This window comes from Prevotella fusca JCM 17724, assembly GCF_001262015.1.
Classification (GTDB): Bacteria; Bacteroidota; Bacteroidia; order Bacteroidales; family Bacteroidaceae; genus Prevotella; species Prevotella fusca.
The window spans coordinates 880736-897793 of sequence record NZ_CP012074.1; the positions used below are offsets into that span (position 1 = coordinate 880736).

The 17058-nt window shown below is 45.2% G+C and carries 14 protein-coding genes; 6 read left to right on the forward strand and 8 right to left on the reverse strand.

Translation table 11 applies throughout. From position 1 onward, the window contains the following. Positions 1-11: 11 nt before the first annotated feature. Positions 12-761 (reverse strand): nucleoside-specific channel-forming Tsx family protein, encoded by a 750-nt coding sequence (locus ADJ77_RS03590; protein WP_025078651.1) that lies wholly within the window; start codon positions 759-761, stop codon positions 12-14. Positions 762-860: 99 nt separating this feature from the next. Between ADJ77_RS03590 and trmD the strand changes: the two genes are divergently transcribed. Both trmD and ADJ77_RS03600 read left to right on the forward strand, forming a co-directional pair. Next, positions 861-1538 (forward strand): tRNA (guanosine(37)-N1)-methyltransferase TrmD, encoded by a 678-nt coding sequence (gene trmD, locus ADJ77_RS03595; protein ID WP_025078650.1) that lies wholly within the window; start codon positions 861-863, stop codon positions 1536-1538. Positions 1539-1579: 41 nt separating this feature from the next. Beyond that, positions 1580-2104 (forward strand): DUF805 domain-containing protein, encoded by a 525-nt coding sequence (locus ADJ77_RS03600; RefSeq protein WP_042741014.1) that lies wholly within the window; start codon positions 1580-1582, stop codon positions 2102-2104. Positions 2105-2954: 850 nt separating this feature from the next. Here ADJ77_RS03600 and ADJ77_RS03605 read toward each other — a convergent pair. Then, a complete protein-coding gene (locus ADJ77_RS03605) occupies positions 2955-3863 on the reverse strand; it encodes a patatin-like phospholipase family protein (RefSeq protein WP_050696025.1) in 909 nt (302 codons plus the stop codon). Positions 3864-3950: 87 nt separating this feature from the next. Between ADJ77_RS03605 and ADJ77_RS03610 the strand changes: the two genes are divergently transcribed. The 4 genes from ADJ77_RS03610 to ADJ77_RS03625 all read left to right on the forward strand — a co-directional run bounded on the left by ADJ77_RS03610 (position 3951) and on the right by ADJ77_RS03625 (position 10641). Further along, the gene (locus ADJ77_RS03610; protein ID WP_050696026.1) at positions 3951-5357 is read left to right on the forward strand and encodes an aminopeptidase P family protein; all 1407 of its coding nucleotides are present in this window, start codon (positions 3951-3953) and stop codon (positions 5355-5357) included. 78 nt (positions 5358-5435) lie between these two features. Next, positions 5436-6638, forward strand: coding sequence for a C1 family peptidase (locus ADJ77_RS03615; protein WP_050696027.1), 1203 nt, complete (start codon positions 5436-5438; stop codon positions 6636-6638). Positions 6639-6933: 295 nt separating this feature from the next. Beyond that, positions 6934-8658 carry a single-stranded-DNA-specific exonuclease RecJ gene (gene recJ / locus ADJ77_RS03620; protein ID WP_050696028.1) on the forward strand — a complete coding sequence of 575 codons (1725 nt, stop codon included), beginning with the start codon at positions 6934-6936 and terminating at the stop codon, positions 8656-8658. A 90-nt stretch (positions 8659-8748) separates the two neighbouring features. Continuing rightward, positions 8749-10641 carry a RecQ family ATP-dependent DNA helicase gene (locus ADJ77_RS03625; protein WP_025078649.1) on the forward strand — a complete coding sequence of 631 codons (1893 nt, stop codon included), beginning with the start codon at positions 8749-8751 and terminating at the stop codon, positions 10639-10641. Positions 10642-11192: 551 nt separating this feature from the next. On the opposite strand, the gene ADJ77_RS03630 is transcribed toward ADJ77_RS03625, so the two are convergent. The 6 genes from ADJ77_RS03630 to ADJ77_RS03660 form a co-directional block, all read right to left on the reverse strand. Beyond that, positions 11193-11957 carry an acyl-[acyl-carrier-protein] thioesterase gene (locus tag ADJ77_RS03630; RefSeq protein ID WP_025078648.1) on the reverse strand — a complete coding sequence of 255 codons (765 nt, stop codon included), beginning with the start codon at positions 11955-11957 and terminating at the stop codon, positions 11193-11195. Between the two features lie 860 nt (positions 11958-12817). Continuing rightward, on the reverse strand, positions 12818-13966 hold the full coding sequence (locus ADJ77_RS03640; protein WP_025078646.1) for an OmpA family protein: 1149 nt from the start codon (positions 13964-13966) through the stop codon (positions 12818-12820). A 398-nt stretch (positions 13967-14364) separates the two neighbouring features. Continuing rightward, positions 14365-14907, reverse strand: coding sequence for a 2-oxoacid:acceptor oxidoreductase family protein (locus ADJ77_RS03645; protein ID WP_025078645.1), 543 nt, complete (start codon positions 14905-14907; stop codon positions 14365-14367). 34 nt (positions 14908-14941) lie between these two features. Next, on the reverse strand, positions 14942-15709 hold the full coding sequence (locus tag ADJ77_RS03650; RefSeq protein WP_025078644.1) for a thiamine pyrophosphate-dependent enzyme: 768 nt from the start codon (positions 15707-15709) through the stop codon (positions 14942-14944). 18 nt (positions 15710-15727) lie between these two features. Then, positions 15728-16813, reverse strand: coding sequence for a 3-methyl-2-oxobutanoate dehydrogenase subunit VorB (locus ADJ77_RS03655; protein ID WP_025078643.1), 1086 nt, complete (start codon positions 16811-16813; stop codon positions 15728-15730). 2 nt (positions 16814-16815) lie between these two features. Then, positions 16816-17049: a 4Fe-4S dicluster domain-containing protein gene (locus ADJ77_RS03660; RefSeq protein ID WP_025078642.1), complete on the reverse strand. Its 234-nt coding sequence runs from the start codon at positions 17047-17049 to the stop codon at positions 16816-16818. Between the last annotated feature and the right edge of the window lie 9 nt (positions 17050-17058).

Here is a 17058-nt window from a genome sequence, read left to right on the forward strand (position 1 = left end):
TATTTGGTTACTTAGAACGCCCACTTGGCAGCTACCGTAGGGATAGCATAGAAGCGGTTATTCTCGCCACGGTCATTCCAAACGAAGTTGTTACTGATTTCAACCTCTGTACCCAGAGAGAGATTCACATCCTTCATACCCTTGAGCGTATTGAGGTTAAACCAGAACTGAGGCTCAGAGACAAGAATCAACTTACCATTAACATTTGGATCATACCAAAGGTCACAGAAACCAGAGAAGGTGCAAAGCCCCTTTGCAAAGGTCGTACCCAACGCTTCTGTCAGCTGGAAGCCACTGAATGGATGCGCACCCGTATGACCATTCTTAAACTGATACTTATACATCAACTGAAGGCTGAACGTCTTTGAAAAGTCCTTTGATGCCCAGTTCCATGCACCACCAAGAAGAACAGCATGCTGGTAACGGTTACCATAATAGCTGTCCGCCGTCTTGCCGGTTCCTAAACCACCGTTATACTCCACGTGCGCTGCCCATTGCTTGTTCGTCGTAAGATTAAACTCACGTGCAATTTCCCAATAAGCACCGATTACGCCATCGCTCTTATAATCAATATCGGTGAACAGAAAGGTAGAACCCCAGGTGTCAGGTTTGAACATTTCCACTGTTGTCGTAACCGACGCACGTGAACTCATGTCTTTGTAAAGACTGTGCCCCAGGTCATAATGTAACTGAACGTTTTGTGCACTTGCACAACCAAAAGCTGCTATCAGACAGATAGCGAGGGAAAAGAATCTTTTCATAATTGTTCTTTGTTTATATATTTAGAAACGGCGGCAAAGTTACAAAATTTTCTTAAACTATCAACGTAATAGCAAAAGATTAGTTAACTTTGTAGCAATATGAGAATAGATATCATCACCGTATTACCAGAGATGCTGGAGGGATTCGTACACGAGAGTATCCTTGCCAGAGCTGAAAAGAAAGGATTGGCAGAGATTCGTCTGCATAATCTTCGTGACTACACAAAGGATAAATGGCGTCGTGTTGACGACTATCCTTTTGGTGGACAGGCTGGTATGGTCATGCAGATTGAGCCTATCGACCGCTGCATTGCTGCCTTGAAGGAAGAACGTGACTATGACGAAGTAATCTTCACGTCGCCTGACGGTGAACAGTTCAACCAGAAGATAGCCAACGAACTTTCCTTGGGAGGCAACCTCATCATACTTGCAGGACATTACAAGGGGATTGACCAGCGTGTGCGCGACCACCTCATCACCCGTGAAATATCCGTCGGCGATTTCGTACTGACGGGTGGTGAACTGCCGGCAGCCATCATTGCCGATGCTGTGGTACGACTGGTCCCCGGTGTTATCAGTGACGACCAGAGTGCACTTTCCGACTGCTTCATGGACGACATGCTCTCAGCGCCTATCTACACACGCCCCCGCAGTTATAATGGTTGGGATGTTCCTGAAATCCTGATCAGTGGAAACAAAGCTAAAATCAAGCAGTGGGAGTTCGACCAAGCCATGGAACGCACAAGACGATTACGTCCCGATTTACTGAAAGAATAAGATAAACAAATATTTATATTAACTTTTAAACATTAATTATTATGGCACAATTTAAAGAATTACCACAAGTAGGCTTTTCTGAAGCAGCACAGAACCTGTTTAAAAAAATGTTCCAGTTCAACGGACGTATCCGTCGCTCTGAATATTGGTGGGGCTTTCTTACATTCATCATCTTATCCTTTGTTCTCTCAATTATTCCATTTGTAGGACCTTTTGCCTTCCTCTTCATGACTATTGGAGCCGTATCAATGCTGTTCCGACGCCTGCATGACACTGGCAGAAGCGGCTGGTGGTGGGGTGCTCAGGCTTGTATTGGTCTGGTTGCTGCGGCACTCTTCGCCAGTGCTATCGATTTTTATGCATACGTATCGGCAATAAGAGCAAATGACGTTTCAGAGATGATGAGAGTTCTTGGTTCTGCCATGAGTGGCAGCACAGGTCTCCTTGCATTGCTTTGCTATCTGGCAAACATGGTATTAGGTCTTGTTATTTTCGTATTCACCCTTTTTGACAGCCAGCCTCAGGACAACAAGTACGGTAAATCACCAAAGTATGTTGCTAATTAAGTTGACAAACAAACGGAATGACAAACGGTAAGGTTGTTGGGTTAAGCAAGTTGACAAACAAACGATTCTACACGACTGACAGGTTACTTGTCAAGAATCTATGAGTTGAAAGCATAACACAACCCATATTACATCATAAAAAGAAGTTGTTTCAAAGTACGGAGGCACAAGCCACACATCCATACTTTTGAAACAACTTCTTTGCATTTTGCCACCAATCAGTCCATTAGAGCCTGAACAGATTTTGTTTTCTTGTCGGCATCCGGTATGTCTTTATAACGGGTTTATACACCTGTATGGTATGACTATCCAAAATTAGACGGTCTCACAAAAAGGGATAAAGCATGACATAAGAATGCAAATAAATACCATGTCTTTCCGTCTTCTACAAACGACTTATCCCCATACCCACCAATGTTTGTAAACTATTTTCATACGGCTCAAAACCAATACATGGTCTTTTGGCTTTGAAAAGACGCCCAATTGACTTGCAATAGATGCCCTTTTGAGGTCTAACTAACGCCCTTTTGAAGTCCAATTAAGCACCTTTTCTTGTACGACTCTATAACCAGTTGATTTACTGTTGGTTGCAAACTTGCATTTTATTCGTGTTTTTGCCTTTATTTGTAGGTGTTTTACCTGAAATTATGTCATGATTTTTCAAACTGTTGTCTCGGTTTTCAAAGTATTAAAATGAAAAAGTTTTCTGTGTCGGAGGATGATAACAAAAAGACAGCCAAGACCATCTTGACTATGTTTTTGTTTAATGAATGACCTCGGTTCTTCCGTTAAAGCTATACGAAAAGTGTCCATGCATTTAACGGAAGAACCATATTTTGTCTGTCCTCATTCAGTCTTCTCCCGACAGCATCCCGTCAGGTGCTCCCTTCTTTTGGAGGAACGGAGGGAGGTTTTCCCGTACAAACTTCTCGCCCAACATAAATCCTTCTTCATAAAGTGCTTCGAGCTTATCGACATCTTTTTCCATTCTCCCGACGACAACCGGCTTCTCGGGACGGATAACAAGAATCTTGCCCTGCTCCTCCAACTCATCAACCAGGTCAAGCTGACGGTTATACGCCTCTATACGACGGCTCAGAGCTACACGCAGACGAGGATAATTACGGTAGATAAACTTGGGTTGTTTATGGTCACGTCCTGTATCTCTCCAACCTTTATTGCGTGTGCTGACAACGACATTCGTCTCGTGTCCAGTCTCTATGGAACGCAAGACAGGAATGGAGTCAACAATACCGCCATCCAACATCGGCTTACCATCAATCATGATAATCTTGGTGACATAAGGGAGACTTGACGAAGCGCGTGCCAACTCATTGAGCCTGTTCGTATCACCCGATGCCTCCGAAAGGTATTCTGCAAAGCCTGTCTGGCAGTTTGTCACCACCATTTCAAAGATGTCGCCACGCTTGCAATTACGGAAATACTCATCATAGTCGTACGGGACAAGCTCGTAGGGAAAACGATGATAAAGCAGTTCGGGGTCGAAGATGCAGCCCTGCGTAACGAGATGCCGCAGACCGATATAGTCGTACTTGGTAAGCATGTCAATGTTGGAAATACGTGCACGCCGAGGCTGGCGGCTGGCGTATGACAGCCCGTTACACGCACCTGCCGACACAGCCACCGTGTAATGGAAATAAAGTTCATGCTTCATAAAAGCATCCAGCACACCCGAGGTAAACACGCCACGCATGCCCCCTCCTTCCAACACCAATCCAGTATTCCTATCAATTTGCATAAATTCACGTAAAAAAACAACTGCAAAGTTAATAACTTTCAAACAAAAATAGCTATCTTTGCATTCAAACCATCTAATTTTTGAAATATGTTTAACAAAGAAACCTATGTAAAGCGCCGTGCAGAGCTGAAGGAGCTTGTCGGGAGTGGTATCATCATGCTCTTCGGCAACAACGAATCACCTGCAAACTTTCCGGCAAACGGGTATTATCCCTTCCGCCAGGATTCATCATTCCTCTATTATTTCGGTCAGAAGCGTGACGGATTAGTTGGTGTTATCGACATCGACAATGACACCGAAACGCTTGTTGGTGATGATATTGATATTGACGACATTGTCTGGTATGGCAGTGTTGACTCGGTGAAAGACATGGCTGACGCTGTCGGCGTGGCTAACACGATCAACATGAAGGGACTGAAGACCATCTGCAACAATGCGTTGCGCGAGCATCGCAAGGTCCACTTCCTGCCCCCTTACCGTGCAGACATCAAGATTCAGATATTCGACCTCTTCGGTATTCATCCAAACCAGCAGAAAGAGTCAGCAAGCCTTGACCTTATCCGTGCGGTTGTCAAGATGCGTTCCGTAAAGACACAGGAAGAGATTGAAGAGCTGGAGCGTGCGGCTGTCATCGGCTACAAGATGCACACGACGGCCATGATACTGGGTAAGCCAGGAGTTACGGAAAAGTTCGTTGGTGGTCAGGTTAGCGGTATCGCCAATTCATACGGAGCCATGGTGTCATTCCCAACCATCTTCTCACAGCATGGTGAGATTATGCACGGTAACCCTTCTATGGCAGTATTGGAGGCAGGTCGGCTTGCTCTCTGTGATTGTGGTGCTGAGACCATCAACCACTACTGCTCCGATAATACTCGCACATTCCCTGTAAGTGGCAAGTTCACCCAGAAGCAGTTGGAGATTTACAAGGTCGTAGAAGAGTGCCACGATGCAGCATTGAAACTTTCTAAGCCAGGTGTCAAGTATGCTGACGTACACTTTTCTGTCTGCCGTATTCTCTTCGACCGCATGAAAGAACTTGGACTGGCAAAGGGTGATACTGATGCCGCAGTAGCTGCCGGAGCACACGCAATGTTCCTGCCTCACGGACTGGGTCACATGATGGGTATGGATGTTCATGATATGGAATCATTCGACCAGATTCATGTGGGCTTCGATGAGGAGACACGTCCTAACCTTGAGCAGTTCGGAACCAACTGTCTGCGTATGGGTCGCCGTCTGGAAGAAGGCTTCGTTGTCACTGATGAGCCGGGTATCTACTTCATTCCTGCCCTTATCGATGAGTGGCGTGCAAAGAAGCATTGTGCTGACTTCCTGAACTTCGACAAGCTGGATGAATACAAGGACTTTGGAGGTATCCGTCTTGAAGATGACATCCTCATCACAAAGGATGGCTGCCGTTTCATCGGCAAGGATATTATTCCTTATCACCCACAGGATGTTGAAGACTTCATCGCAGCAAACAGAAAGTAACAAAACATTTATATTAATATTTCATCAAGGTTGCCGCTATAGCAAACCTGCAACGGCAACCCAACTTTTTAAAAACTTATGAGAAAAACTTTAGTAGCCGCACTACTCGCTTTGGTAGCGACAGGTGCTAATGCCGCAGACAAGAAAGAGGGTGCAACCTCCAACAAACCTGTTTTTACAGTAGTAAAGCAGATTCCTATCACAAGTATCAAGGACCAGAACCGCTCTGGTACATGCTGGGATTACTCTACCCTCAGCTACTTCGAGGCTGAAATTCTGAAGAAGACAGGCAAGACATACGACCTCTGTGAGAGCTTCGTTGCCAACAAGACATATATGGAACGTGCTATCCAGGTAGTTCGCCTGCACGGTGACTGCCAGTTTGCACAGGGAGGTTCAGCGTATGACGTGCTGTACACTCTTGAGAACAACGGCATCTGCCCAGAGAATGCAATGCCTTTCCCAGGCTCTCTCTATGGTGATTCACTGAACAACTTCAATGAGTTCTTCTCATTGATGGAACCATACGTAAACGCTGTTGCACGCAACAAGGCAAATAAACTTTCAAGCCAGTGGAAGCAAGGTCTGCAGGGTATTCTCGATGCTTACCTCGGCAAGTGTCCGGAGACTTTCACCTATGAAGGCAAACAGTACACTCCGAAGAGCTTTGCTGCAAGCCTCGGTCTGAACTGGAGTGACTATGTTACCATTACTTCTTACACACACCATCCATTCTATTCACAGTTCGCTGTTGAGGTACAGGACAACTGGCGTTACCCACTGTCTTACAACCTTCCGATGGACGAGATGATGCGTATCATTGACAATGCTGTCATGAACGGCTACACAGTAGCATGGGGTGGTGACGTCAGCGAGCCTGGTTTCACACGCAAGGGTCTGGCTTATATGGTTGACGGCAAGAAGGTTGAGAGCATGAAGGGAAGCGACATGGCTCGCTGGCTCGGTCTCTCTGCTGCAAAGAAGAAGGACATCATCGACTCACTCGGTGTAAACGTACCAGAGATTGAGCCTACACAGAAACAGCGTCAGGAGCGTTTCGACAACTGGGAGCTGACTGACGATCACGGTATGCTTATCTACGGTATCGCAAAGGATCAGAATGGCAAGGAATACTATATGGTAAAGAACTCATGGGGTGAAAGTGGCGACTATAAGGGTATCTGGTACATGACCAAGAACTTCATCGCAGCTAACACCATGGACTATATGGTAAACAAGAATGCCATTCCTAAGGACATCCGCAAGAAGATGGGACTTTAAGAAATCAGCCGTGTGGAATGAACATATTGGAGGTTAAGATGGCAACGGATTATCTTTTCTGCTTTCCATCACTCAATAATCCACACAAAATCATAAACAATCCCGCTCCAATAATTTGGAGTGGGATTGTTGTTTTATAGCTAATTGAACTAATTGGACATATAAGGAATATAAGACCATTTGGGCTTATTATCCAATTACCACTTGACAACACAGAACCAAATAATACTCCACATAACATTCTCGTTTGCCTTTTTTTTTGTACCTTTACGGACAGAAATAAAAACAATTTAAAATGCACTTTAAATGGAACTACACACCACCTGCAGCAATTCAGGACAATGCAGCTAAAGACTTAGGAGACAAACTGGGCATAAGCCCCATCCTTGCTTCACTGCTGATACGCCGTAACATAACGACTGAAAGTGCAGCCAAGCGGTTCTTTCGTCCGCAGTTGGCAGACCTCATCAACCCCTTCCTGATGAAGGATATGGATGCAGCTGTCGACCGTCTCAATGACGCAATGGGACACAAGGAGCGCATTTTAGTCTACGGAGATTATGACGTAGACGGCTGTACGGCTGTTGCGTTGGTATATAAATTCTTACGACAGTTCTATTCAAACATTGATTATTACATCCCCGACCGCTATGATGAGGGGTATGGAGTGAGCAAGAAAGGAATAGACTTCGCCAAAGAAACAGGAGTAAAACTCATCATTATCCTCGATTGTGGCATCAAGGCAATCGAAGAGATAACCTATGCCAAGGAGCAGGGAATAGACTTCATCATATGCGACCACCACGTCCCCGACGAGGAAATGCCACCTGCAGTGGCTATCCTTAATCCCAAACGTCCGGATGACACCTATCCTTTCAAGGACCTTTGCGGTTGCGGTGTAGGCTTCAAGTTCATGCAGGCATTTGCAAAGAACAATAATATTCCGTTCTCCCGACTCATTCCCCTACTCGACTTCTGTGCCGTCAGCATAGCAGCCGACCTCGTTCCCGTGGTGGATGAGAACCGCATCCTTGCCTTCCACGGACTGAAGCAGCTGAACCAGAACCCGAGTCTTGGACTGAAAGCAATCATTGACATCTGCGGCTTGAACGGTCGTGAGCTGTCCATGAGTGACATCATCTTCAAGATTGGACCACGCATCAATGCCAGCGGACGAATGGAGAATGGAAAGAAGAGCGTTGACCTGCTTGTCGAAAGGGAATACAGTTTAGCATTCCATCAGGCAAAGCACATTGATGAATACAACGAACAGCGAAAGGACGTAGACCGCCAGATGACAGAGGAAGCGAACCAGATTGTGGCTCGTCTCGAAAGTCAGAAGCATCAGTCGAGCATCGTCCTCTATGACGAACACTGGAAAAAGGGGGTCATAGGAATTGTTGCATCCCGTCTGACCGAAATCTATTTCCGCCCGACAGTGGTGCTGACACGTGATGAGAACCTCGCAACGGGTTCAGCTCGCAGCGTAGCAGGATTCGATGTGTATGCAGCCATCAAGAGCTGCCGCGACCTGCTGCTGAACTTCGGCGGACATACATACGCTGCCGGATTGACAATGAAGTGGGCTGATGTGAAGGAATTCCGTCAGCGTTTCCAGACATACGTCGAGGAACATATTGAGCCCGAACAGCGTGAGGCAATATTGGACATTGATGCGGTCATTGACTTCAAGGATATAACCAAGAAGCTGCACAGCGACCTGAAACGCTTTGCACCCTTCGGTCCTGGCAACCCCAAGCCCATCTTCTGCACATTGGATGTCTACGACTTCGGAACGAGCAAGGTGGTAGGACGTGAGCAGGAACATATCAAATTGGAATTAGTCGACTCCAATTCAAACAACGTAATGAATGGCATAGCCTTCGGTCAGAGTGCGTCTGCCCGCTATATCAAGTCAAAACGTTCGTTTGACATTGCCTACACTATTGAGGACAATGTCTTCAAACGTGGAGCCGTCCAGCTGCAGATTGAAGACATCAGACCTACGGAAGAAAGTTGATAGTTGATAATTGACAGTTGACTGATTATTAAGAAAACCATCCGATAAAGCAGACTATTCCAAACTTCAAAGCCCAAACTTCAAAGTTCAATGTCCTACCTTGATATTCTTCATCAATACTGGGGCTATCCTGACTTTCGCGGTATTCAGAGAGAAATCATTGAGAGTATCGGTTCAGGAAAAGACACCTTAGGACTAATGCCGACAGGAGGAGGAAAGTCACTGACCTTCCAAGTGCCTGCATTAGCCCAGGAGGACGTGTGCTTAGTCATAACGCCACTCATCGCATTGATGAAGGACCAGGTTGACCACCTTCGCCGCCAAGGTATCACTGCAGCAGCCATTTACTCGGGAATGAGTCGTGATGCCATCGTTGCGACCCTGGAGAACTGTATCTTTGGAGGGATAAAACTGCTCTATATCTCACCAGAACGCATTGGTTCCGACATTTTCCAAGTAAAACTACGCCACATGAAAGTGAGCTTCATCACCGTTGATGAAGCCCACTGCATCAGCCAATGGGGCTATGACTTCCGCCCGTCCTACCTGCAGATTGCCGACATCCGCAAGTTAGTACCCGACGCACCGATTCTCGCACTGACTGCAACTGCCACCCCAGAAGTCGTCGATGACATCCAGGACCGCCTGGGATTCAAGGAGAGGAATGTCTTTCGTATGAGCTTTGAGCGCAAGAATCTGGCTTATGTTGTCAGACAGACAGAGGACAAGAATGCCGAAATGGTGCATATCCTCCAGTCTATCCCGAAGACAGCCATCGTCTACTGCCGCAGCAGGAAGCGCACGAAGGAGATTGCACAGATGCTCACACAGCACGAAATCTCAGCCACATGGTATCATGCCGGGCTGGAACCTGCCGTCAAGGACCAACGACAGAATGACTGGCAGAATGACAAGACACGCGTCATTGTGGCAACAAATGCCTTTGGAATGGGTATCGACAAGCCTGATGTACGGGTCGTCATCCACATTGACTGTCCAAGTTCACTGGAGGCTTATTTCCAGGAAGCAGGACGTGCAGGACGTGATGGCAAGAGGGCATACGCCGTACTGCTTTACAACGGGAACGACAACCGAACTCTGCAGAAACGCATTGAAGACACTTTCCCTCCCAAAGAATACATCCAGACTGTTTATGACCACCTTGCCTACTTCTATCAGATAGGGGTCGGGAGCGGATGCGGATGTATCTTTGAATTCCCGATAGACAAGTTCTGTAACACCTTCAAACACTTCCCTATCCGTGCAAATGCAGCACTGACAATCCTCCAGCGAGCCGGATATATTGATTATGAGCAGAACCCGGACACCAAGGCACGCATCAGATTCCTACTGAACCGTGACGACCTTTACCGCCTTGACTCTCTCAGCGACAAGGAAAACGACATTGTTACGGCGTTGCTCCGCAACTATGGCGGACTGTTCTCTGATTATGGATATGTGGATGAGAGTTATATTGCGCAGGAAGCCGGACTGGACAGGAACCAGACTTATATGATACTTGTAAACCTGAGCAAGAAACGTATCATCAACTTCATCCCCCGCAAGAACACGCCGCTTGTCAGCTACGCACAAGACCGTATTGACGGTGTAGATGTTATCCTTGACAAGAACGTATATGAAGACCGGAAAGAACAGTTCATAAAACGTATCAACTCAGTTATCAACTACGCACAGAACGAACGTATCTGTCGGAGCAGGCAGTTACTTTGCTACTTTGGTGAGACAAAGTCAGCCGACTGTGGTCAATGTGACGTCTGTCTTTCACATACCGACGAAGATAACGATGATGAACAAAAAATAATCCGACAACAACTGCAAGCACTGCTATCAGATAGAAAGAAACATCACATTACAGAGATTCGCCAGCTGAATGACAATTGGGAACTTATGCAGGAAGTGATGCGAGAGATGGTTCTCGAAGAAGAAATCCTCATGGATGGCAGCTTCCTTCTTCTGCCTTGACAGACGGTTTTACAGGCAGGAAAACCCTTCTTCTTTCCAATCAAGACAGATAGAACAGGAATAAAAAGACTTACAGGTCTCCAAATACTTGCTTTCATTGTAGCAGATATATCTCTGTCACAACTTTCTTTGTTCTGCAAATACTATAAACACAAAAGACTTATATGTTTATAGTACCGACTTTGTTTTTATCTTTTTGCAAGAAACATAAAGGGAATAATCTCGCATTCCCGATTTTGAAATATCCATACACAAACTCCCATCTTTCTTGTTTAGAACAGGTGTAAAAGTGCCTTTACGCTCACACCCACAACTATCAGGCAGCAAAATAGTTACATAACACTGCAAGAAAAGGTGCTGAATTGAATTTCAATTAAGCACCTATTAGACGTCAACTAAGCCTTAGTTTGCATGCAACTTGTCATCATCAAGATTTCAAGAATATGAAATATCAAGACAAAATAACAAAGACACACGATTCGTGCGTCCCTATATTCTTACTTTCTGGCGTCCAGACAAAGTATTACAGACCTCTATTCAAGGCATGTTCCTTATACAAACAGCACTCTGCAACGGCAGACCTCCGCCTCCTCTCCCCCGCCATTGCTCTTGGCTATTCTGACGTTGAAGTCAATGTCAGTATCTCGCTGCTCACGATAGAAGTGAAGACAGTCGCCTTGATGCGACTCTGCAACATAGGCTATCTCAAACCGTTTGATGGTATGACGCTTATACCAAGCCAAGTCCCACAAGTCAAGCACATGTTCAATATACTTCACAGAATTTATATGTCCATTGACATCTACATCATTGTAATAAGTATCTATCGAGCGTATCGGATCAGCTTCCGCAGACATCTTCACACGTGAGGACTTCTCTATCGGGCAAGTGTACTCCGTTTCAACATATTCATTAATCAGACCGTCACGGACAGCAAGGATGTCTACAGGCTGGCGAGTATTCAAATCAATCATAGCCCAGACGCTTTTGCCATATCCATAGACATGTCCAGACTCCCCAACAATCTTGAAGTTACGCCCCGTAAAAAACTTCATCGCACTGTCAATCCATGTCTCTACAGAAAACCTGTCATACGCTTTCGGCATATCCACCATTTCAATAGCCAATCGACTCAAGACCCATGTTCTATTGACCTCATTGAGATAATTCATACCATAACCACGCTCATTGCTGTGGAAATCAGCAGCATTCAGCATGTGATTACCTAAATGCCCCATAAACAAGTGGTTGGAGAAGTCGCAATGAAACGGCTCTGCCAAAAAATCATATCTTCCTATCTTTGATAACTTTTCCATCTTACCTAATCTTTCACTAATATGCTGTTAGAAGAACCTCTATACCTTATATACTATTATATAACGCTAACTCAACAAGAATATTCTTTCAAATCAAGGAAAACTAAACATCCATTGAAAAATAATATCACGAAAATATCACCGATTAGCGTAAAAACAAACCTGGCATACTTAAAGAAAAAGGTTCATCTGTTAAATGCGTGGACACTTTTTGTATAGCTTTAGCGGAAGAACCAAAGTTGTTCATTAAATAAAAACATAGCCAAGACGGTCTTGGCTACCTACTTTATTATCATCCTTCGACACAGAAAACCTTTTCATTTTAATACTTTGAATATGCAGACAACGTCTTGAAAAATCATGACATAATTTCGGGTAAAACACCTACAGATAAAGGCAAAAACACGTGTAAAAAGCAAGTTTGCAACCAACAGTAAATCAATCAGTTATAAAGTCGTGCAAGAAAAGGTGCTTAATTGGACTTCAAAAGGGCGTCAGTTAGACCTCAAAAGGGCATCTATTGCAAGTCAATTGGGCGTCTTTTAGAAGCCAAAAGACCATGTGTTAGCCTTGGACTGCATGAAAATAGTTTACAAACATTGGCTGATATGGGAATAAGTCGTTTGTAGAAGACGGAAAGACATAGCATCTGTTTGCCTTTTCTGCATTTTATATTGTGCTTTATCCCTTTTTGTGAGACCATCTGATTTTGGATAGTCATACCATGAAGGTGTATAAGCCTTTATTCTGTTTCCAATCTACGCATTTAAGGGAAGAACCAAAAAAGGGATGCAACACAAAGGTGCATCCCTGATTCTTATCTGTTCGAAGGATAAACCTTCTTAACCAGTTCGGTCAGATTACTTTACGTAAACAACAGCGAGACGGTTAGAAGTTGTACCCTGTACGCCCTTACCTGTAGCCTCGTCAACCTTTACACCACGAGCTCTGAGGTAGTTAGCAACTACATCAGCACGAGCCTGTGACAGACGGTCGTTGAGTTCCTTAGAACCCTCTGGAGAAGCTGTACCAACAACCTGAACGTGAACACCCTCCTTGATATTATTGAGAGCTGCCTTAGCGTCAGCTGTAAGAGCAGACTTACCCTGTGCGAAAGTAACGAATACGAGGTCAGAAACTGTGAACTCCTTAACCTTAACAGAAGGAACCTCCTTAACGATCTCCTTAGTGATAACCTCTGGCTTGCGGTTGCGGAGCTCGTTGATCTGAGCGTTCAGAGCATCGATTTCAGCCTGGTCACGTGGAGTAACGATTGTGAAGTTGTGAGTACCGTTAGAGTTCTTGAACTTGTAAACGATACCAGCATTCAACTGAACAAATGAGTTGTTGATGTTGTAAGCTGGCTGACCTGCCTGTGAAGCAGCCTTGTAACCATAAGGCACATGCTCAGCAACTCCAACTGGACTCAAAGGATTTCCTGTAGGAACAACCTGATATTTACGAGCCTGACCCAAGAAAGCAAAGTTGATAGAAGGCTCTACATAGAACTGGAACTGCTTCTCAGAACCGAAGTTGAAAGCAAAATCAAGAGCAGCCTTTGAAGTCATGCGGTTACGCTGTTCAGAAGTACTATTCTTAACATCCTTGTTATTTGTGAACACGTGTCCCCAGCCAAGACCATAGAGTGCGCTAACCTCGAATGTACGAGGCTCCCCCTGATAACCACCGAACCAGTTGCTGAGGTTTACAGTACCGAGCAAGCTAACATTAGTTGCACGAACAACAGTACCTGTTGAACCCCAAGGCTTGTTTGAGAAGTATGCATTACCCTCTACTGCAAGACCGAATACTGGAGTGAAGTAACGACCAACACGTACACCAGCATTTGGATCAAGGTCGCTCAGCCACTTGTGACCAGTTGTCTTTGTAGCAACACCACCGTTAAGACCAACGTAGATGTTATCAAATGTCTTGCTCTCTGAAACTGTCTGAGCAGAAACAGAAGCTGCCATAGAAGCAGCTGCCAACATTAAAACTAACTTTTTCATTGTTTCTCTGAATTAATTAATATTTATAAAATATATCGTGTCAATGTTTTAAACTGGTTGCAAAGTAATAAAAAAATAATGAAACAGCCAAATGTTTTTGAGGAAAATTGTGCACAACAATATATATAATGAGCAAAAGCAACCACAAAGAAGGACGTACAGAACAATGTACCAGCTTCACTATCATAAAATCTAACACAAAAGATTGAAAAAGAATAATAAAGTATTACGGATATGACAGGATGCCAGTATGTCAAGCAGGAAGTTAACATAGACGAACAAAAAAGGGACCCGTGGCATCACTGCTAAGGTCCCTTAAACAAATTAGAGAGTTATAAAAAAACAGGTCTTCTTTCATCATTATTGCCGTCGTATCTGCACAGCAATATCAATTCTGATTACTGCTGGGCAATAATCTTCATACCCTCCTCCACAGCTTCCATATTCAGCGGAATGAGTTTATGATGACGCTCTGGCAGGCTCTTGAAGAGTGCCTTCTTCAAGCCATCAGTGCTGACAACAGGACAGACCTTGAGTAATCCGCCCAAGACTATCATGTTGAACACCTTAGCGTTTTTCATCTCAGCAGCCTTGTCCATAGCGTCAACACGATAAACCGTGATGTCCTTACGGGTTGGAGGATTGATAACTCCATAGCCATCATAGATAAGGATACCGCCTGGCTTAACCTTGGGTTCAAACTTGTCTAACGAAGGCTGGTTCAACACAATCGCAACATCATACTTGCTGAGAATAGGAGAAGAAATGCGCTCGTCGCTTACAATAACAGTAACGTTGGCTGTACCGCCACGCTGCTCCGGACCATAAGCAGGCATCCATGTTATCTCCTTATCTTCCATTAGTCCCGAATAAGCCAGAATCTTACCCATTGAGAGTACACCCTGACCTCCGAAGCCACTAATTATTATCTCTTTCTTCATATTACACCTTTATTTTATATATAGGAAAGATGCCTTAAAGACCTGTCGTGTCTTTCAGGTCTCCCTTTTCATATTCAGGGAACATATTCTCACGCATCCACTCGTTGGCTTTTACTGGAGTAAGTTTCCAACCACTGTTGCAGGTTGCCACAATCTCAATCAATGAGCTGCCCTTTCCTTGCATACTTGCTTCAAATGCCTTACGAATTGCACGCTTTGCTTTATTGATCGAGGCAACAGTGTCAACACTCTGACGAGTTACGTAGCAGGTTCCTTTCAGGTGACTTGCCAACTCTGTAATGTTCAGATTATAGCCATGTAGTTCGGGTTCACGACCGTACGGACAGGTGGCTGTCTTCTGACCGATGAGCGTAGTAGGTGCCATCTGACCGCCCGTCATACCATAAATAGCATTGTTAATGAAGATGATTGGAATGTTCTCGCCACGGTTCAAGGCATGGATTGTTTCAGCCGTACCGATACAGGCAAGGTCACCATCACCCTGATAAGTAAATACCAGACGGTCCTGCCAAAGACGCTTTATACCCGTTGCAACTGCCGGAGCACGACCATGAGGAGCTTCCTGCCAGTCAATATCAAGGTAACGATAAGCAAACACGGCACAGCCTACAGGGCATACACCGACCGCCTTATCGCTCATCCCCATCTCTTCGATTACCTCTGCAACCAACTTATGAACCACACCATGTGAACAACCCGGACAATAGTGCATTGCCGTATCGTTCATTAAGGTCGGCTTCTTATACACCAGATTCTCAGGTGAAATTATATCATTTGCCATAATAAACGTCCTCCCTCCTTACTTTACTAACGTTTCCTTGAGTGCTTTGACAATCTCTTCCGGGTCAGGAACAATGCCGCCCAAGCGACCAAAGTGTTCAACGGGCAAGGCTCCGTTGATAGCAAGACGGACATCCTGCACCATCTGACCGGCATTGATCTCGCTTACCAAGACACCTTTCTTGCCCTTGCAAAGCTCTGCAAGCTGCTTACTTGGGAAAGGCCACAGCGTGATTGGACGGAACAAACCGACCTTCAGTCCAGCCTCACGAGCCAACTCAACAGCCTTTTCGCCGATACGTGCTGCACTACCGAAGCTGACGATAACATAGTCTGCATCCTCGCACTGCTGGGTCTCAAAACGCACTTCATTCTCACGAATCTGACGATACTTCTCCTGCAGGTGGAGGTTTCTCTCCTCCATTACCTCTGGCTTCAACTCCAAAGAAGTGATGATGTTAGGATCACGGTCTGGCGTACGACCAATTGAAGCCCAAGGACATTCCTTGCGGATTTCCTCCTCTGTACGCCGTGGTTTCAATGGAGGAAGAACGACCTTCTCCATCATCTGACCAATCACACCATCGGAAAGAATCATTGCAGGATTGCGGTACTTGAATGCTAATTCGAAAGCCAAGTCAACAAAGTCAGCCATCTCCTGCACTGAGTTTGGTGCCAATACAATCACATTGTAGTCACCATTACCACCTCCACGCGTTGCCTGGAAGTAGTCACTCTGACTCGGCTGGATAGTTCCAAGACCAGGACCACCACGCTGAACGTTGACAAAGACACCTGGAAGTTCCGCACCAGCCATATAACTGATACCCTCCTGCATCAAAGCTACACCCGGAGATGAGGAACTTGTCAGCACACGCTTACCAGCACCTGCACCACCATAAATCATATTAATAGAAGCCACCTCGCTCTCCGCCTGGAGTACAACCATACCCGTTGTTTCCCAAGGCTTCAATGCAGCAAGTGTCTCAATTATCTCACTCTGGGGAGTGATAGGGTAACCGAAGTAGCCATCAGTACCACAGCGGATAGCTGCATGGGCGATAGCCTCGTTCCCCTTCATTAGTTTTACATCTTGTTCTGCCATAATCATACCTCCACTTTCTTACGATAGACTGTAATACAGCCATCAGGACAAACCGTTGCACAAGCAGCACAGCCGATACAGTCATCAGCTCGTGCAGGCTCAATATACGGGTATCCGTGGACATTTACCTTCTTTTGAACCAATGCAATAACATCTTTCGGACATGCAACGACACACAACTGGCATCCTTTGCACCGATCTGTGTTTACTACAATGGCACCTTTCATCTTGCTCATAGTTTTTGT